Source organism: Paenibacillus sp. GCM10012306 (assembly GCF_042649265.1).
In the GTDB taxonomy this organism is placed as follows: Bacteria; Bacillota; Bacilli; order Paenibacillales; family Paenibacillaceae; genus Paenibacillus_AQ.
Window position 1 is genome coordinate 15,981 of sequence record NZ_JBHRYW010000025.1, and the last position, 17,681, is coordinate 33,661.

General features: G+C 49.6%; 18 protein-coding genes and 1 riboswitch. Of the genes, 17 read left to right on the forward strand and 1 reads right to left on the reverse strand.

The annotated features are described in order from the left end of the window. Nucleotides 1–180: 180 nt before the first annotated feature. From lysA to ACFORK_RS28855, 3 genes are all read left to right on the forward strand, one after another. Nucleotides 181–1,512 (forward strand): diaminopimelate decarboxylase, encoded by a 1,332-nt coding sequence (lysA, locus tag ACFORK_RS28845; RefSeq protein ID WP_379205515.1) that lies wholly within the window; start codon nt 181–183, stop codon nt 1,510–1,512. Nucleotides 1,513–1,653: 141 nt separating this feature from the next. Beyond that, on the forward strand, nt 1,654–2,085 hold the full coding sequence (locus tag ACFORK_RS28850) for a peptidylprolyl isomerase (protein ID WP_379205516.1): 432 nt from the start codon (nt 1,654–1,656) through the stop codon (nt 2,083–2,085). Nucleotides 2,086–2,256: 171 nt separating this feature from the next. Beyond that, complete coding sequence (locus ACFORK_RS28855) at nt 2,257–2,652, forward strand: nitrous oxide-stimulated promoter family protein (protein WP_379205517.1); 396 nt, start codon at nt 2,257–2,259, stop codon at nt 2,650–2,652. Nucleotides 2,653–2,659: 7 nt separating this feature from the next. Here the strand turns inward: ACFORK_RS28855 and ACFORK_RS28860 are convergent, their stop codons facing one another. Beyond that, entirely contained in the window at nt 2,660–3,418 is a 759-nt protein-coding gene (locus tag ACFORK_RS28860) for a YwaF family protein (protein ID WP_379205518.1), read from the reverse strand. A 247-nt stretch (nt 3,419–3,665) separates the two neighbouring features. Between ACFORK_RS28860 and mscL the strand changes: the two genes are divergently transcribed. From mscL to ACFORK_RS28930, 14 genes are all read left to right on the forward strand, one after another. Beyond that, on the forward strand, nt 3,666–4,061 hold the full coding sequence (gene mscL / locus ACFORK_RS28865; RefSeq protein ID WP_379205519.1) for a large conductance mechanosensitive channel protein MscL: 396 nt from the start codon (nt 3,666–3,668) through the stop codon (nt 4,059–4,061). Between the two features lie 197 nt (nt 4,062–4,258). Continuing rightward, a riboswitch (FMN riboswitch) is annotated at nt 4,259–4,418 on the forward strand. Nucleotides 4,419–4,656: 238 nt separating this feature from the next. Further along, the gene (ribD, locus tag ACFORK_RS28870) at nt 4,657–5,757 is read left to right on the forward strand and encodes a bifunctional diaminohydroxyphosphoribosylaminopyrimidine deaminase/5-amino-6-(5-phosphoribosylamino)uracil reductase RibD (protein ID WP_379205520.1); all 1,101 of its coding nucleotides are present in this window, start codon (nt 4,657–4,659) and stop codon (nt 5,755–5,757) included. Nucleotides 5,758–5,776: 19 nt separating this feature from the next. Further along, nucleotides 5,777–6,448, forward strand: a complete 672-nt coding sequence (gene ribE, locus ACFORK_RS28875) for a riboflavin synthase (RefSeq protein ID WP_379205521.1) — start codon at nt 5,777–5,779, stop codon at nt 6,446–6,448. Between the two features lie 172 nt (nt 6,449–6,620). Further along, the gene (locus tag ACFORK_RS28880; RefSeq protein ID WP_379205522.1) at nt 6,621–7,874 is read left to right on the forward strand and encodes a bifunctional 3,4-dihydroxy-2-butanone-4-phosphate synthase/GTP cyclohydrolase II; all 1,254 of its coding nucleotides are present in this window, start codon (nt 6,621–6,623) and stop codon (nt 7,872–7,874) included. 536 nt (nt 7,875–8,410) lie between these two features. Continuing rightward, nucleotides 8,411–8,878, forward strand: a complete 468-nt coding sequence (gene ribH, locus ACFORK_RS28885; RefSeq protein ID WP_066365462.1) for a 6,7-dimethyl-8-ribityllumazine synthase — start codon at nt 8,411–8,413, stop codon at nt 8,876–8,878. Nucleotides 8,879–9,012: 134 nt separating this feature from the next. After that, nucleotides 9,013–9,804, forward strand: coding sequence for a segregation and condensation protein A (locus tag ACFORK_RS28890; RefSeq protein WP_379205523.1), 792 nt, complete (start codon nt 9,013–9,015; stop codon nt 9,802–9,804). After that, nucleotides 9,773–10,366 (forward strand): SMC-Scp complex subunit ScpB, encoded by a 594-nt coding sequence (scpB, locus tag ACFORK_RS28895; RefSeq protein ID WP_379205524.1) that lies wholly within the window; start codon nt 9,773–9,775, stop codon nt 10,364–10,366. The genes ACFORK_RS28890 and scpB overlap by 32 nt, the downstream gene beginning before the upstream one ends. A gap of 226 nt (nt 10,367–10,592) precedes the next feature. Then, nucleotides 10,593–11,963, forward strand: coding sequence for a pyridoxal-phosphate dependent enzyme (locus ACFORK_RS28900; protein WP_379205525.1), 1,371 nt, complete (start codon nt 10,593–10,595; stop codon nt 11,961–11,963). 20 nt (nt 11,964–11,983) lie between these two features. Then, nucleotides 11,984–13,141, forward strand: coding sequence for a cystathionine gamma-synthase (locus ACFORK_RS28905; protein WP_379205526.1), 1,158 nt, complete (start codon nt 11,984–11,986; stop codon nt 13,139–13,141). Between the two features lie 222 nt (nt 13,142–13,363). Continuing rightward, the gene (locus ACFORK_RS28910) at nt 13,364–14,074 is read left to right on the forward strand and encodes a DUF2953 domain-containing protein (RefSeq protein ID WP_379205527.1); all 711 of its coding nucleotides are present in this window, start codon (nt 13,364–13,366) and stop codon (nt 14,072–14,074) included. A gap of 91 nt (nt 14,075–14,165) precedes the next feature. Next, a complete protein-coding gene (gene ytfJ, locus ACFORK_RS28915; protein ID WP_379205528.1) occupies nt 14,166–14,639 on the forward strand; it encodes a GerW family sporulation protein in 474 nt (157 codons plus the stop codon). Between the two features lie 219 nt (nt 14,640–14,858). Then, the gene (locus ACFORK_RS28920) at nt 14,859–16,055 is read left to right on the forward strand and encodes a D-alanyl-D-alanine carboxypeptidase family protein (protein ID WP_379205529.1); all 1,197 of its coding nucleotides are present in this window, start codon (nt 14,859–14,861) and stop codon (nt 16,053–16,055) included. Nucleotides 16,056–16,088: 33 nt separating this feature from the next. Then, nucleotides 16,089–16,754 carry a nucleoside recognition domain-containing protein gene (locus ACFORK_RS28925; protein ID WP_379205530.1) on the forward strand — a complete coding sequence of 222 codons (666 nt, stop codon included), beginning with the start codon at nt 16,089–16,091 and terminating at the stop codon, nt 16,752–16,754. A gap of 7 nt (nt 16,755–16,761) precedes the next feature. Next, nucleotides 16,762–17,295 carry a spore maturation protein gene (locus ACFORK_RS28930; protein ID WP_379205531.1) on the forward strand — a complete coding sequence of 178 codons (534 nt, stop codon included), beginning with the start codon at nt 16,762–16,764 and terminating at the stop codon, nt 17,293–17,295. The last annotated feature ends 386 nt before the right edge of the window (nt 17,296–17,681 follow it).

Genomic DNA, 17,681 nt, shown 5'->3' on the forward strand with positions numbered 1-17,681 from the left:
TACAAATCAACTGCAAATTAGTCCATTCTACGGAGTTCCGTTTGTCTGGTATACTGAATATACTAACCAGCCCCCACAAAGTGGATTTTTGTCCGAAGCTTAAGGTCAGGGACGTTGCGGGGAGCCTGAGCATACAATAGACAGATGGAATGCGTATTCCATAGAAACTGGAGGATGAGAATGTTTTTACACGGGACGAGCCGGATTAATGATGCGGGTCATTTGGAGATCGGTGGATGTGATGTAACGGATTTGAAAGCGGAGTATGGAACACCGCTATATATAATGGACGAGCAACTGGTCCGTCGTCGCTGCCGCGAATATATGGAGGCTTACAAGGCATCTGGTCTTGGTTTCCAAGTAGCTTATGCGAGCAAGGCGTTGTCCATCATGGCTATGGTTCGCTTGGCTGACGAAGAAGGCATGTCTCTTGATGTGGTATCTGATGGTGAGCTGTACACAGCTTTGCAGGCCGGCTTCCCGGCAGAACGTATCCACTTCCATGGCAACAACAAGACGTCTGAGGAGATCGAAATGGCGATTGATGCCAAGATCGGTTGCTTCGTGGCTGACAATCTGGTTGAACTGAATCTCCTGCAAGCTATTGCAGCACGCAAAGAAGTTACCGTTAACGTTCTGTTGCGTGTGACACCGGGTGTTGAGGCGCATACCCATGAATACACCGCTACCGGTCAGACTGACTCCAAGTTCGGTTTTGACATCGGCAACGGTGCAGCTTATGAAGCTGTTAAAGTTACTAGCGACAAGGCGAACTTGAATCTGCTCGGTGTGCATTCGCATATCGGCTCACAGATTTTCGAGACAGAAGGTTTCCAGCTTGCGGTTGAGCGCGTAGCGGAATTTGCCCGCACTGTCAAAGAAGGACTGGGTGTGGAATTCAAAGTTGTGAATTTGGGCGGCGGCTTCGGTATCCGTTATGTTGAAGGAGATACCCCGCTGCAAGTATCCGATTATGTAAAAGCTATTACCGATGCGGTGAAAACTTACTTTACCGGGATCTACAGCGAGTTGCCAGAGATCTGGGCAGAACCAGGCCGTAGCATCGTGGCCGAAGCGGGTACGACTTTGTACACCGTAGGTACGGAGAAGGATATTCCTGGCGTACGCAAGTATCTTGCGGTTGACGGTGGTATGACTGATAACCCGCGTCCTGCTCTGTATCAATCCAAGTATGAGGCAATGCTCGCCAACCGTGCCAACGATCCGGCGACTGAGAAGGTCTCCATCGCGGGCAAATGCTGTGAGAGTGGCGATATGCTGATCTGGGACGTTGAGCTGCCGAAGGCCGAGAGCGGTGATTTGCTGGCTGTAGCTTCCACTGGTGCATACAACTATTCCATGGCCAGCAACTACAACCGGATTCGTCGTCCGGCAATGGTCTTTGTGCAAAATGGGCAGAGTGATCTGGTCGTGCGTCGTGAGAGCTACCAGGACATTATCGTTAATGATGTTGTGCCTGAACGTATTGCCAAACAAGCGGTTACGAAGTAACAGAAGAGTTCGGAGCAAGGGGAATAACATACAGTGCAGAGCAGGCGGGCCAGTCTCCGCTTGTTTTGCTTTGTGCGTGATTTCATAGTAAACTAAGAAAAGTGTTTAACCATTTGGAATTTTGAAAGGGGTCATTTACATATGGCAAAGCAAGCGAAAATTACTCTTGAAAACGGCGGCGTAGTGCTGATCGATCTGTTCGATCAAGACGCTCCTAACACTGTAGCCAACTTTGAAAAGCTGGCAAACGACGGCTTCTACAACGGTCTGGTATTCCACCGTGTTATTCCTGGATTCGTAGCACAAGGTGGTTGTCCTAACGGTACTGGTACAGGTGGCCCTGGCTACACTATCAACTGTGAGATCAACCCTAACAAACATGAGCGCGGTACACTTGCTATGGCGCACGCAGGTAAGAACACTGGTGGTAGCCAGTTCTACATCTGCTACGCTCCACAACCACACCTCGACGGCGTACACACCGTATTTGGTAAAGTTGTTGAAGGTATGGATCTTGTAGATACTTTCAAAGGTCGCGACAAAATGACTTCCGTAGAAATTATCGAAGCCTAATCTGTTAGTGAAGTTACAGGCCTGTGTTGAGCAGCCGCCTGAAGTATTAAAGCCTGATCCATGGTGGATCAGGCTTTTTTATGCATATATTACTGATTTCCTTGAAATCTTGTTGAACCGTACAACCCTATATTGTAAACTTATGGAAAATAAATAAAGGGTGTGCATGCCATGTCCACAGAACCGACTAAAAGGCAGAGACAAGCTCTGAAACTTAATGCTGGGCCCAGAATTAGCAGGGAAAAAATCACGGTGGGAATAATGATTGCTAAATACTGTAAGGGTCATCGGCATTTGGAGGGCGGGTTGCTCAAGGCAGAGGTGGAGGGAGAAGGTATATGCAGGGAATGTGGAGAGCTTCTGACCTATGCCTGGAAGCGGCTTGAGCACTGTCGTTTCGGTGAAAAGAAGACCACCTGTGAACGCTGCCCGGTGCATTGCTATAAGCCAGACCGGCGCAACGAGATCAAGACTGTGATGCGCTACGCGGGTCCACGGATGATCTGGAGTCATCCTTTAACGACCCTGCGGCATCTGCTCGATGGACTGACTTCCAGACCTTTCTGACACGCACTCAGTGGGGAAGCCGATTCATACGTTGGTTACGGGACTTTATCCGCGCAGGTAGCCAAAAGAACACTAAGTACATACACAGGAACACGGCGAATGCGAAGAGCTCTTCCACCAGTAAGTAATAGGGATACGGGCCAAAGTAATCCAGAACGGAATACGTGTTTGGCTTTCGCATAAGAAACATGTAATTGGAGCCTAGCATAAAATTAGCGACCCAAACGCAGGCAGCGACCAGATTCAGGCAGAGCATAGTGAAGGAAAGGGATTTCCAGCTTGGTCTGAAGCCCTCCACCCAGGTCATGTACAGGGAAGCTAGAATGATAGCCCCATGTGAGATGAAGAATAGCAGGAATCGAAAGTGCGGGAAAGGATAGACCAGATTGGGTGTCAGCAAAGCGATGGACGCACCGCCAATTCCGGCAAAATAGAGAAACCCATACAACATCCTGTTCCGGGTGAGTAGCATTACGACAGACAACAAGAGCGTAATTCCGCATAGCTCCAGCGGCAGAGAAGAACCGGATCTCCAGATCCCTTGAGATACATACCACGATTGAAGTCCGGCCTCGGAGCCCAGCAGGATTACCACGAGCAACAAGCGAATAGTCATTTGCAGACGGCTATTATGCCGGATGGCGAACCTTCCCCCATAGAGCAGTAGGCAGACAAGCACGACAAGTGCCAGAGCAATCCAATGTGAAAGTGAGAACATTAGAAAATCGTCTGTACGATTTTTTTCGAAAAAAGAGGGAAAGGCCATTGGTATCTCACTCCTTGGTCCAAAGGATGTAATTTTGCGTAGAAATTTAGCAATTCTAATCATAGCTGATAATCCCTGGTTCTTGAAAGGACTATTTACATATTTTCTCACAGACTATTAAGAGAGACTTTCGGCTAAAATCTTAATAGAAACGATTAAGAGCGTCGATTATTATGGAAATTCTTTGGAGTATTGCATAGGTGATGCTATAATGATTTCAAATTCCAAGCGCTAGGGAGGATTAAGCATGTGGAAAGAATTTAAAAGTTTTGCCTTGAAAGGAAATGTACTGGATCTGGCAGTCGCTGTTATTATTGGTGCTGCATTCGGGAAGATTGTTTCCTCCTTGGTGGAAGACATCATAATGCCTATTATCGGACTGCTGATCGGTGGCATCAATCTGAATGAACTGACGCTTACGTATGGGGATGCTGTTGTAAAGTACGGGGTGTTCCTGCAGACTGTGGTGGATTTCTTCATCATTGCGTTCTCGATCTTTATGGCTATCAAGCTGGCGAGCAAGTTCAAGAAGAAAGAAGAGGTCAAGGAGGAAGTAGTAGAAGCACCCGCACCGGAGCCGGAGGTTGCTTTGCTAACAGAAATCCGCGATTTGTTAAAAAAGCAGCAAGAACGTGGTGTGTAAGCAAGCTTTACATAGGACAAGCGCTCAGGAGTGAACTCCTGGGCGCTTGTTTTTTGCGGCTGTAAGGTCGATATTGACAACAAAAAGTTGTAAAGTTACGAAAAATAAGCTAATATACGATTTATACTTGCATTTTGCAAGGCTAAGTGTTAATTTTGTTGTAAGCAACAGCTTGATACTTCAAAATGAATAAGGTATCAATCCTTCAGGGCAGGGTGAAATTCCCTACCGGCGGTGATGTTGCTGCAAGTCAATCTTGCAGTGCTTAGTCCGCTACCCGGACCGCGCTACAACGCGGACGGTGGACCCGGTGCAATTCCGGGACCGACAGTATAGTCTGGATGGAAGAAGGAGAGATTGGCGTTTGTCCGTTAACGGGCAGGCGTACTGAAGTGTACATTAATATCATGTGCGTTATTTCACAATTCCGTTGTTTATATAACGGTTATTTGCGCACAGTTTTATTGAAACTCTCAGTAAACTAACTCTCAACAACCCATCTTGTCTCCTCCTGGAGTCTGAGGTGGGTTTTTTAGTTATGAGGCAGCAGATGCTGCATACAAGAAGTACGACTTACAGATCGGAGGACAGATGAATGAATATTATGAATGACGAGTTTTACATGTCGCTTGCCCTGGACATGGCAGAACGCGCTCAAGGACAGACTGGAATCAATCCTGTTGTAGGCTGTGTTGTGGTGAAGGACGGGGCCATGATTGGTCTGGGCACCCATCTGCAACGCGGGACAGGCCACGCTGAGGTGCATGCACTGAATATGGCGGCCGGAAAAGCGGCGGGAAGTACTGCTTACGTTACTCTGGAGCCTTGCAGTCACTATGGTATTACACCTCCTTGCAGTCAGCGTTTGATCGACGAAGGCGTGGCACGGGTGGTGGTGGCTTGTGAAGACCCTAACCCGCAGGTGGCAGGGCGAGGTGTTCAAATGCTGCGTGATCATGGCATTGAAGTAGAAGTGGGATTGCTGCGCGAGCGGGCGCTTCGGTTGAATGAGAAGTTTATCAAGTATATTTTGACCAAACAACCCTTTGTCACTCTGAAGAGTGCTAGCACGCTGGACGGCAACCTGGCTACAAAAACAGGCGACAGCAAATGGATCTCCGGCGAGGCTGCACGGGAAATTGTACACACCATGCGTCATCGCCACCAAGGCATTATGGTCGGGGTCAATACGGTGATCGCTGATAACCCGTCGCTCACGACGCGTATGGCGGTTCCTGGCTTCAATCCGGTACGGATCATTATTGACTCGGCTTTGCGAATTCCGCTGGATGCTGCGGTAGTTAGCGACGGGTTAGCCCCAACGATTATCGTGACTACAGGTTCTGCTGACGCGGCGAAAAAGGCTGTGCTGCAAGCAGCGGGTGTACAGATTGTGGTTTGCGGCACAGGCCCGCGTGTAGATCTATCCGCAGCGATGGCAGCTCTTGGCGAGATGGAGATTGGTTCCATTCTGCTGGAGGGTGGCGGAACACTGAACGGTGCGATGCTGGAGAGTGGTTTGGTAGATCGGGTAGTGCTGTTCTTCGCTCCCAAGATTGTGGGCGGTGGTGCAGAAGCCAAGGGTACCTTCGTTTTCCCAGGTGTGGAGAAGATGGCGGATGCCATTACGCTAGAGGGATTGGAAGTAGAAGTGCTCGGGGATAATGTCTGTATCAGCGGTACTCCGGTACGCTAACGCCTGAGGAGGGATAGTGATGTTCACTGGTTTAATCGAGGAAGTCGGCGTTCTGCGCGGCCTCTCCACCGGCGGTGAAATGATGGTGCTGAATATCGGGGCTTCTGTCATTATGGATGACTTGAAGATTGGCGACAGTATTGCGGTTAACGGGGTTTGCCTTACAGCAACGGCGCTGGGCGACCATTATTTTACGGCTGATGTGATGCCACAGACCTTCCGGAACAGCAATCTGAAGGAGCTGCGGATCGGCAGCAAGGTCAACCTGGAACGGGCAATGGCAGCCGGTGGTCGGTTTGGTGGTCATATCGTGCAGGGTCATGTAGATGGCACAGGCACCTTCAAAAGCATCAAGCGCGATCAGAATGCAGTGGTGTTCGAGATCGCAGCAGACCGCAAGTCGCTGTACAAATACATCATTCCGAAAGGCTCCATCACGATTGATGGCATCAGCCTAACGGTAGTTACGGTAGGAACATCATCTTTCACCGTGTCGGTTATCCCCCACACTTTGGGTGAGACAGTGCTTGGACATAAACGAGCGGGAGATAGCGTGAACATCGAATGTGATGTGCTGGGCAAATATGTAGACCACCTGCTGCATTACAGATCTGCGGGACGAGAAGAAGAAGCCGAGGATATTAGCTCTGGCATAAGTCATGATTTCCTGGCAGCCAACGGATTTATTTGAGATAAGATGATGTGATTACGGCACGATGATGTGATTGTGGAACGATAGCGTGATTGCAGAACGATGATGTGATTACGAAACGAAGATGTGATTACGGAACGAAGACATGATTACTAAGCAATGACGTGATGCGAAGCAATGAAGCTTCTGCAAACGATGAGGAGGATAGATCATGAGCGAACAATCAAAGCAGGAAATAGTCCTGGATTCCATAGAATCAGCGATTTATGATTTGATGCGCGGCAAAGTGGTCATTGTTGTGGATGATGAGGACCGTGAGAATGAAGGAGACTTCATCGCTCTGGCGGAACGCGCGACTCCCGAAGTGATCAATTTCATGATTACTGAGGGACGCGGGCTGGTCTGCCTGCCGATTACAGCGGAGCGGGCAGAAGAGCTGGATCTGAAGCCGATGGTCAGCCAAAATACGGATTTCCACGGTACGGCCTTTACAGTCTCGATCGACCATAAAGATACAACTACTGGCATTTCCGCAGCAGAGCGCTCCATGACGGTCAAAGCGATCATGGACCCGGAGGCGAAGCCGTCCGATTTCCGTAGACCGGGCCACATGTTCCCGCTGATTGCCAAAAAAGGCGGTGTGCTGCGCCGCTCCGGTCACACAGAGGCCGCTGTCGACCTGGCTCAAATGAGCGGTGCTTATCCGGCTGGTGTGATCTGCGAGATTATTAAGGAAGACGGCACGATGGCTCGTCTGCCAGATCTCATTGAGATTGCCCGCAAGCATGATCTGAGACTGATCAGTATCAAGGATCTTATCCATTACCGGAATGAGAAGGAGAAGTTGGTTACCCGCGAGGTAGCGGTACGGATGCCAACCGATTTCGGTGAATTCCAGACGATAGCTTATTCTAATGTAGTAGATGACAAAGAACATATTGCACTGGTCAAGGGCGATATTTCCGGCGACGAGCCGGTTCTGGTACGTGTTCATTCTGAATGTTTGACTGGGGATGTCTTCCACTCCCACCGCTGCGATTGCGGCCCACAATTCGAAGCTGCGCTGCGTCAGATTGACGCTGCTGGCAGAGGTGTCCTGCTCTATATGCGTCAGGAGGGCCGGGGCATTGGTCTGATCAATAAGCTGCGGGCCTACAAGCTGCAAGAGGAAGGACTCGATACCGTTGATGCCAACCTGAAGCTGGGCTTTCCGGCAGACCTTCGCGATTACGGAATCGGCGCTCAGATCCTGAAGGATCTCGGACTGCAACGAATCAAGCTGCTAACCAACAACCCTCGCAAGATTAAGGGGCTGGAGGGATATGGCCTGGAGATTGTAGAACGTGTACCGATCCAAATGCCAGAGAATGAGGATAATACAAACTACCTGCACACGAAGCAGGCTAAACTTGGTCATCTGCTTTCTTTTGACAATATTGAACAGAACGAGACCAGCAAAGCTTGAACCACTTATAAATGAACGCAAGAAATACGACTTGTCCGAAAGAAACAGGAATGAATGAAACAAAGCTGAGAAGGTATGACGGAGAGGGTTGAGCATCTCTCGAGTTGAAATAAGAGCATTTATGTACCTTAAATGGGACGTAAATCAGTCTCAACTGAGATTAATGGCAATTTTGTATGTTAAATCCTCCAAATCATCCTAATATCAGTGCATTTACCGAAATTAACATACAATAATGCCCTTAAGTTCCTGAATTACCTCGAAATGAGGAAAATAAGGTGCGAAAATGCCGTTAATCTGGGAAGCAAGATCTTTTCCGGAGGAAAGAAAACCGGGTTCGAAAGCATGTGCTAAGCTGTCTCTGAAACTTAACCGTAAGTAGCAGTACAATGAAAAGAAATCCGTAGACAGCAGCGGCCGGAAGCCCAAACCGTTCACCGTAGTGACGATCGAGTCTTATGTGATAGCCGAGTTTAATTACCAAACTACAAATAACCAAATTTTAAATAACTATTAATGAAGGGTTGATGAACAATATGCCGAACTATTTTGAGGGACACTTAGTATCCGAAGGGTTAAGATATGGAGTTGTTGTAGGACGTTTTAATGAATTTATTACCAGCAAGCTGCTGTCCGGCGCGCTGGATGCCTTCAAACGCCATGGTGTAGCTGATGACGAAGTGGATGTGGCCTGGGTTCCCGGGGTGTTCGAAATTCCACTGATTGCCCAAAAAATGGCCGAAAGCGGCAAGTATGATGCAGTGATCACATTAGGTACAGTGATTCGCGGCTCTACAACACACTACGATTATGTGTGCAATGAAGTGGCCAAGGGCGTGGCGGCGATCAACCTCAAGACAGGCGTACCGACAATCTTCGGCGTAGTAACGACCGAAAACATCGAGCAGGCCATTGAGCGCTCCGGAACCAAAGCGGGCAACAAGGGCTGGGATGCTGCGACGGCGGCTATTGAAATGGCGAATCTGAACAAACTGCTCAAATAACACCTATTGACGAATCTACTAAAATCGTGCTTATTTATATGTATAAGAAGAAAGCATGAATGATATGAATCTTTCTACTTGTGTAGCGTCCTTGCGGCGCTGCACTTTACTTTTTTTTGGCGGGAGGAAGCCTCGTGACTGTATTGTACAAGCTGGAAACGTTCGAGGGTCCGCTGGATCTGCTCTTGCATTTGATTGATAAGGCGGAAATCGACATCCAGGACATTCCGGTCAGCGAGATCACCGAGCAGTACATGGAATACCTGCAGTCCATGCAGGAGCTTGAACTGGACATTACCAGCGAGTTTCTCGTAATGGCAGCCACCTTGTTATCTATTAAAAGCAAGCTGCTACTGCCGAAGCCTCCGGTCATCGAGATCGATGACTTCGAGTATTACGAGGAAGATGAGCTTGATCCACGTGCCGAACTCGTACAGCGGCTGGTGGAATACCGCAAATTCAAGAGTATTGCGATCCAATTGATGGATATGGAAAGCGAGCGGAGTCTGATCTTCACGAAAGAGCCGGAAGATCTGGGGCCGTTCGTTCCGACCCAGCAGGATCATCCGCTCAAGGGATTACATACTGCTGACCTGATTGCGGCGTTCCGCAAGGCACTCAGCAAAGCTGCTAGACGATCCTCCTATCAGCGGATCACAAGGGATGAGATCTCGGTGAAGGATCGGATACGGGATGTGTCTGATGCGCTGCGGCGGGGTGGCCGGGGCCACAAGCTGCGCTTCTCGGCTCTGCTGGATGATGAGATGGCACGGCATGAGATCGTGGTGACTTTTCTAGCGATTCTGGAGTTAATGAAGATGAAGGCGATCTTCTGCTACCAAGAGAAATTGTTCGAAGACATCGTGATGGAGTGGAGAGGAGGGGAACAACTAGATGAACTACAAGGAACTGAAATCAGTTATTGAGGGCTTGCTCTTTCTGTCTGGGGATGAAGGTTTGTCTGTGCGACAAATTGCCGAGATTACGGAGCAACGTCCCGAATTGACTACACGGGCGCTGGAAGAGCTGAAGGACGATTATAACACGCAGGAACGCGGCCTTCAGGTTGTGCAGATTGCCGGGAATTACCGGCTGGCTACACTGCCTGCCCACGCGCCATACTTCGAGCGGCTGGCCTACTCGCCGTCCCGTGCGTCCTTGTCCCAAGCGGCACTGGAGACGCTGGCGATTGTCGCCTATCGTCAGCCGATCACGCGTGTGGAGATTGAAGAGATCCGCGGCGTGAAGTCTGAACGGGCGATTCATACTCTGAATAATAAGGATCTCATTCATGAGGTCGGACGGGCGGAAGCGATAGGTCGTCCTATTCTGTATGGCACGACAAAGTCCTTCTTGGACAGCTTTGGGCTGGCCAGCTTGAAAGAGTTGCCGGAACCATCCAGCTTTGAGAGTCCAGATAATCTGGAAGAAGAGACACAACTGTTGTTCAGCAAGCTGGACAGCCAGATGACCTTCGAAGAAATGTAATAGCTGAAAGTTCGTATTGTTGGTGAATAGCGTTATAACCTATGCCGTTGTCCCTTTGGGACAACGGTTTTTGTCTATGATCGGGTTCCCGGCCGTAAGGTCACTCAATTCTGCTATATCCCTTTAATGTGATAAATTGACAGTCGGGGGCAGGCACCTTTATAATTTTAAAGCATACTATTTCTATATGAATTATTAATAGGTAGAGGATTGAGGGTTGATTCGTATGAAAAACATTCCTACAGCGATTGATCTGATCGGCAACACCCCTTTAATTGAAGTCCATTGTTTTGATGTAGGTCCATCCAGACTATTCCTCAAGCTGGAAAATCAGAACCCTGGCGGGTCTATTAAGGACCGGATCGGCCTGTCTATGATTGAGGACGCAGAGCGGAAGGGGTTGATCAAGCCCGGTGACACTTTGGTTGAAGCTACGGCTGGCAATACGGGACTAGGGTTGGCACTAGCTGCTATTACGAAAGGATATAAGCTGATTCTTGTGATCCCCGACAAGATGAGTACTGAGAAGGTAAACCATCTTCGGGCGCTCGGGGTGGAGATTATTCTTACCCGCTCCGATGTGGAGAAAGGCCATCCTGACTACTATCAGGATTATGCCAAGCGAATCGCGGAGGAGACACCGGGTAGCTATTTTGTCAACCAGTTCAATAATCCCGCTAACCCACTCGCCCATGAGCTAACAACCGGGCCGGAAATCTGGGAACAGACCGAGCATGAGGTGGATGCCATAGTTGTAGGCGTTGGCTCGGCGGGGACGCTGAAAGGGTTGACGGACTATTTTCGCAAAGTGAAGCCGGATTTGGAAATTGTACTTGCTGATCCTGAAGGGTCCATCCTCGTTGATGTTGTGGAGGGCAATCCTCTGTCTGAGCCTGGAAGCTGGCTTGTGGAAGGGATCGGGGAGGACTTTGTCCCTCCGCAGTTCGATCAAACGCTGATCAGCAAGGCGTATCATATCACCGATGAAGAAAGCTTTGCCTCTGCCCGTACATTGCTGCGTCAGGAAGGGGTTTTGGGTGGTTCCTCCACCGGGACACTGATCAGTGCTGCTGTGAAATATGCACGGGAACAGAGTGAGCCCAAGAACATTGTTACGTTTGTCTGCGATAGCGGAAACAAGTATCTTACCAAAATGTTTAATGATTTCTGGATGATTGACCGGGGACTCATCCGCAAGCAGCAAAGTGGCGGCATTTCAGATCTGGTCACCCGCAAATATTCGGAGCGCAGTGTCATTACGGTAGGGCCAGAGGATACGCTGCTGAACGCTCATGCCAAGATGAGTCTGTATGAAATTTCACAAATTCCGGTGCTGAAGGATGGGACCGTTGTAGGCATCATTGATGAATGGGATATCTTAACGGCTACAGAAAGCCGTAATGAGCATGCTCTTAAAGATGAGGTCAGACAGTATATGTCTACCAATGTTGCAACCGTCTCAATCGAAGACGATCTTGCTCAGGTAATCTCGATTCTGAAAGAAGGTTTGCTCGTTATCGTCACTAAAGACGGGGAATTCTACGGGGTCATCACCAAGAGTGATTACATTCATTATTTGCGCCGCAAATTATTATAAAAACAGGAGCTGAAGATTAGATGAGCCAATACGGATTTTCCACCAGAGCCATTCACGCCGGTCAGGAGCCTGATCCCACGACTGGAGCGGTGATTACACCGATCTATGCCACGTCTACGTTTGCCCAAGAATCACCTGGTAAGCATAAAGGCTATGATTATTCCAGAAGCGGTAATCCGACTAGAACGGCACTGGAGACCTGTGTTGCTGCCCTGGAGGAAGGAGAAGTCGGTTTTGCCTTCGCTTCCGGACTGGCCGCTGAGTCAGCTATTATTGATACTCTTCCGCGGGGATCTCATATTATTGTGACTGATGACCTGTATGGAGGTACATTCCGCCTGCTGGACAAGGTGAAGAAGGATGCGCTAGAACTGGAGGTTTCGTATGTCGATCTATCCAATCCCGAGAGCATTGAGGAGCACATCCAGAACAATACTGTCCTGATTTGGGTAGAAACACCGACGAATCCTTTGTTGAAAATAGTAGATCTGCGAAAAATCGCCGCTATCGCTGCGAAGCACAATCTCATCAGTGTTTGCGACAACACGTTCGCATCTCCATATCTGCAACAGCCCCTGAAGCTGGGCTTTGATATCGTTGTCCATTCCGCCACTAAATATTTGAATGGGCATTCGGATGTGATCGCTGGCATCGTTGTAGCGAAACATAATGATGAGGTAGCTCAGCGGATTAGTTTTCTGCAAAATGCGATAGGTTCCCCGCTTCCGCCATTTGACGCTTTTCTTCTACTTAGAGGGATTAAGACCTTATCGGTGCGAATGGAGGCTCATTGCCGAAATGCTCTCGCCATTGCTGAATTTTTGGAGCGTCATCCGAAGGTCGAGAAAGTAATTTATCCAGGACTGCCTTCAAGTCCATATTATGAAACGGCCAAGGGACAAATGAGCGGCTTTGGCGGCATGGTGACCTTTTTGGTCAAGGGCGGAGAGAAAGAGGCAGCAACGGTTGTTGAGAAGACCCGGCTGTTCACTTTGGCAGAAAGCCTAGGCGGTGTGGAGAGCCTGATCGAGGTACCAGCTGTGATGACCCATGCCTCCATCCCCCAAGAAACCAGGGAGCAGATTGGAATTTATGATAACCTGATCCGTCTGTCTGTTGGTATTGAAGAGACCGCTGATCTGATTGCAGACCTGCAAACAGCTCTTGAGCACGTGTAGATAGAAATAAACTTTTGATTCTGTTTTGGATACGAGTCTTCCTTCTCAGTATATTGTGATCTGTGCACTGTCGATGCCCTCTTCTGGGGCTGAAAGCGACGGTGCTTTTTGTTGTGATTAGATGGAATGGGGATATTTTTGGGCTGCACCGAATTTTTTCCAACCTTCCTTCCCATACTAAACCAATAGTTCCCATGATTAAGAATGCCTGGAGGTTAATTCGTGACACTTTGGATCGCAGTTCCCCTTGTCTTGTTGCTTCTCGTGATTGTGCTGATCCTGTCCTCTTCTCTCCATTTTCATTTCCGGCTATGCAGGGTGGGTAAGGACGACAGAGTGGAGCTTGACGTGACCGCTCTATTTGGACTTATTAAGTATCATTATGAGCTACCCAAGGTGATCTATGCGGGGATTGAGCGGGGAGTGCGGGTAAAGCTGGAGAAGAGCGGTCTGGCACCGGTCAGAAGTGACGATGAGCAGGTAGGCGACATCGACAAGGAGACGGTGGATAACTGGCTGGACTCGATCAAGAAGATGCTAAAAGCAACCCGCTACTTTAAGAAATGGTTCAAAAAGACAGCCGCTCATGTCCGTATAACAAAATTAGACTGGTCCACGGATTTCTCACTGGAGGATGCGGCATTGACAGCAACAGCCGTGGGCGCGCTCTGGGGCCTCAAATGGAGCTTGGCTGGCTTACTGTCGAAGTGGGTAAGGCTGCAGAAAAGTCCGCGGCTTTTTGTAAAACCAGTCTTTGAGGATAACTTTAGCTTTACTTCGGAACTGGTGTGTACGGGAAACGTTTCTATTGCTTATATGATCTATGCGGGAATAGGGCTGCTGCGCCGAATTTCAAAGGAAACGGGGGGGCTGCGGCGCTGGAAGGCATTGCTTAGCAAATCCCGTGGGATCAAGGGGCATCATTCTTCCTGAAACGATACGGCTTACATACAAATGGGCGATGATGGGGATGATATCGCTGTAGAATAATGACGATTCCCAGAAGCCAAAGGAGGACAAAAATATGAGTGATCATCCCATTCAGGGTCTAATGCAGACTGCTATGGAAAATATTAAAGGCATGGTTGATGTCAATACGATTGTAGGCGATGCGGTAGAAACACCAGACGGTAGCGTGATTCTGCCTATCAGCAAGGTAGCATTTGGCTTTGCTGCAGGCGGTAGTGATTACCGTGTTGAGGATGACGGTTCATCAGGTAGTGTGACCGGAACGCAATCTGGCGTCAAGCTGCTGCCTTTCGGTGGCGGTAGCGGTGGCGGGGTATCGATAAGACCGATTGCTTTTCTCGTTGTAGGCAAGGGCGGCGTGCATATTGTTCCGCTGGATAATCAAACCCATCTGTTCGAGAAAATCATTGATGCTACCCCGAACCTGATCGACAAAATCCAGTCCATGTTCCAGTACAACGCCTCTGTCGCTACAACGACAACCGAAAAAACCGTAACCAAGAGCGACACTACTCCATCGACTCATTAAATATCACACGAATTGTAAGATGCCACTACAAGCTTGGCTGAATCAGGGAGATCGCCTTATCGGCGATGTCCCTTTTTTTGAGATAAGGATATTTGCAGCCAGGATGACAGGACTTCAGCGAGGATTTTCTAAAAAGGATGATCCAGGTTGAAGGACATACCTTCCCGCCTGTCCGCATACACTTGTACTATATAAGCGCTAAGAAGCCGGAGGGTAAACATGAAGACAATAAACCGAATATGCTCAGTTGTTTTAATAGTATGCCTTGTGGTCATTTTGGCGCCCTTGCCGTCACTCCGGGCGGAGAAGAGTTCTGTTTCCACATATGCCAAGGCGGCGGCACTGATTGATGTGGAGTCCGGCCGTATTCTATACAGCAGCCACGGTGACGAGCCCATGCTGATAGCCAGCTTGACCAAAATCATGACGGCGATCGTCGCCATAGAGAACGGAAAATTAAGCGATAAGGTGAAGGTGGGGAAGAACGCTTTTGCCAAGGAAGGGTCATCCTTGTTCCTGAAGAACGGAGAGGAGATGACTCTGGAAAATATGCTGTACGGCCTGATGCTCCGCTCCGGTAACGATGCAGCGACTGCCATTGCTGAGCATGTGGGAGGCTCGGAGGATGGCTTTGTGTATCTGATGAATACCAAGGCTGAGGAGCTAGGGCTCATCCACACCCATTTTGCCAATCCGCACGGTTTGGATGCCGAGGGGCATTACTCTAGTGCCAATGATCTGGCCAGGCTGACCGCATATGCGCTGCATAACCCTGTGTTCAAGCAGATCGTTAAGACTGAAGTGAAGACCGCGGATAATCCTTATGAGAAGTGGGACTACAAGTGGGTCAACAAAAATAAAATGCTGCGACTCTACGAAGGAGCGGATGGGGTAAAGACCGGATATACGAAAAAAGCGTTACGTTGCTTAGTCAGCTCCGCTACCCGGGGTGGACAGCAACTCGTCGCAGTGACACTGAACGATGGTAATGACTGGAACGATCATGCGGCGCTGCTTGATTTTGGCTTCAACCATTTTCCGCTCAAAACCATTATAGAACGCGGGGACAAAATCAAGGGGTACGAATATGTAACTGGACAGGATTTTGCGTATCCATTCAGCACGGGGGAAGAAGCAAGACTGATCACGAAGCTGGTGCTGAACGGGGGGCAGGCGGTATCCCCAAAAACTGCTCGTAGTACGGATTTTGGACTGCGTGGTGTGTTGGTACTCCAATTGGGCGGCCAAGAGATTGGCCGGGTTCCGGTATATCAGCCCGGCACAGTCCCTCCCGAGCAGACGCCGTATGCGAAGAAATTCAACTCGGCTTTGGCAGCGGAGTATCCAGCGAATACCTGGCTCCAAGCCCTTGGTAGTGCGCTGCGCGCGTTGTTTGGCCGCTTCCATCACGAATAGGGGAAGCTGAAAGTGGGAGGGGAGGACTTACCCATGATTAACGGAATCTGGCTGGGGATGATCGTCATTGGCTTTTTGTTTGCGGCGGTCAACGGTCGCATGGATGAATTTACGGCAGCAGTATTTGACGGGGCGAAAAGCGGGGTTACCGTAAGCTTCGGTTTAATCAGTGTGCTGGTGTTCTGGCTGGGCATTATGCGGGTTGCAGAGGACGCTGGATTGTTAAAAAAGATCGCCAGGGTGCTCGGCCCTGTCGTAGCTTTTCTGTTTCCCGATGTGCCCAAAGGGCATCCAGCCATCGGCTATATTCTCTCTAACATGAGCGCGAACCTGCTCGGCCTTGGCAATGCAGCAACTCCGATGGGCATCAAGGCGATGCAGGAGCTGCAGAATCTTAACCCGGATAAGGATACGGCTACTCCGGCCATGTGTACCTTGCTGGCCCTGAATACGGCCAGTATCACGCTGATTCCGGCTACACTGATCGCGATCCGCCTCAACTACGGCTCCACCGATCCCGCTGGGATCGTCGGCACGACGCTTGCTGCTACGGCAGTTGCCACGCTGGCCGCTATCGTGGCTGACCGGATGTTCAGGCGGCTGACGCTGATGCACAAGCCCCCTAAACCGCCTGCCCAAGGGACGAATAAGTCCATTGGGGGGAGTAGAACGCTCCCTCATTCCTCATTGAAAGGGTGAACGTGTCTTGCTGAATTTTATCAGCCTTATTTCGGCTTGGGCGATTCCGGTTCTGATCACGTTCATACCGCTATACGCCTTCTCGCGTAAAGTCCCCGTATATGAATCTTTTGTAGAAGGCGCTAAAGACGGCTTCAGCACCGCTATCGGCATCATCCCGCATCTGGTCGGGATGATGGTCGCCATCAGTGTATTCCGCGCTTCAGGAGCGCTTGATTACCTGATGGGTTTCGTGGCCCCCCTGCTGCAGGGGCTGGGGGTGCCTTCGGAGGTGCTACCGCTTGGTCTCCTGCGTCCACTGACTGGGACCGGGTCGCTGGCCTACACCACCGACCTGATCCGTGTACACGGCCCGGATTCGCTGATCGGCATGATTGCCTCCACCATTCAGGGCAGCACGGACACCACACTTTACGTGCTGACGGTCTACTTTGGAGCCGTCGGGATCCGTAACGGCCGCTACGCGCTCAAGGTGGGCCTTTTCTCCGACGTTGTCGGTTTCGTTGCAGCTATTGCGATTTGTCTGCTCTTATTCGGGTAATAGGGTGTTCAGTAGCATTGGTCTAAAGGGTGGGGCGAGCGAGGTATGAGCAACATGGTGAGGTGGCAGGATGGTTGGAGTCGACAGTAAGATCCTTTGAACAACATGGGAAAGACTCTCTCGGTCAGCGCCGGTTTGCTCTCAGCCTCGGGAATACGTAAATAAGAGCGTTTTTGTACCTTAATTCGACGGCAACGAAGGGAAAACCCCAATTAAGGGCATTTTTGTATGTTAATTCTTTAGGTATATCGCTTTTTTAGGGATATGTAGGAAAATAAGGTACAATAATGTAGGCCTGTTGATTAGCCAAAAAAAGGTAGAAAAAAAGCCGCCCGTTCGTTACAGTGTTTGTACCCCTACAAACAGTGGAAACGAGGCGACTTCAT

What these genes read in the sequence shown, in the direction of transcription:
- lysA (WP_379205515.1), top strand. Translation starts at nt 181, where the DNA reads ATGTTTTTACACGGGACGAGCCGGATTAATGATGCGGGTCATTTGGAG.
- ACFORK_RS28850 (WP_379205516.1), top strand. Translation starts at nt 1,654, where the DNA reads ATGGCAAAGCAAGCGAAAATTACTCTTGAAAACGGCGGCGTAGTGCTG.
- ACFORK_RS28855 (WP_379205517.1), top strand. Translation starts at nt 2,257, where the DNA reads ATGTCCACAGAACCGACTAAAAGGCAGAGACAAGCTCTGAAACTTAAT.
- ACFORK_RS28860 (WP_379205518.1), bottom strand. Translation starts at nt 3,418, where the DNA reads ATGGCCTTTCCCTCTTTTTTCGAAAAAAATCGTACAGACGATTTTCTA.
- mscL (WP_379205519.1), top strand. Translation starts at nt 3,666, where the DNA reads ATGTGGAAAGAATTTAAAAGTTTTGCCTTGAAAGGAAATGTACTGGAT.
- ribD (WP_379205520.1), top strand. Translation starts at nt 4,657, where the DNA reads ATGAATATTATGAATGACGAGTTTTACATGTCGCTTGCCCTGGACATG.
- ribE (WP_379205521.1), top strand. Translation starts at nt 5,777, where the DNA reads ATGTTCACTGGTTTAATCGAGGAAGTCGGCGTTCTGCGCGGCCTCTCC.
- ACFORK_RS28880 (WP_379205522.1), top strand. Translation starts at nt 6,621, where the DNA reads ATGAGCGAACAATCAAAGCAGGAAATAGTCCTGGATTCCATAGAATCA.
- ribH (WP_066365462.1), top strand. Translation starts at nt 8,411, where the DNA reads ATGCCGAACTATTTTGAGGGACACTTAGTATCCGAAGGGTTAAGATAT.
- scpB (WP_379205524.1), top strand. Translation starts at nt 9,773, where the DNA reads ATGAACTACAAGGAACTGAAATCAGTTATTGAGGGCTTGCTCTTTCTG.
- ACFORK_RS28900 (WP_379205525.1), top strand. Translation starts at nt 10,593, where the DNA reads ATGAAAAACATTCCTACAGCGATTGATCTGATCGGCAACACCCCTTTA.
- ACFORK_RS28905 (WP_379205526.1), top strand. Translation starts at nt 11,984, where the DNA reads ATGAGCCAATACGGATTTTCCACCAGAGCCATTCACGCCGGTCAGGAG.
- ytfJ (WP_379205528.1), top strand. Translation starts at nt 14,166, where the DNA reads ATGAGTGATCATCCCATTCAGGGTCTAATGCAGACTGCTATGGAAAAT.
- ACFORK_RS28920 (WP_379205529.1), top strand. Translation starts at nt 14,859, where the DNA reads ATGAAGACAATAAACCGAATATGCTCAGTTGTTTTAATAGTATGCCTT.
- ACFORK_RS28925 (WP_379205530.1), top strand. Translation starts at nt 16,089, where the DNA reads ATGATTAACGGAATCTGGCTGGGGATGATCGTCATTGGCTTTTTGTTT.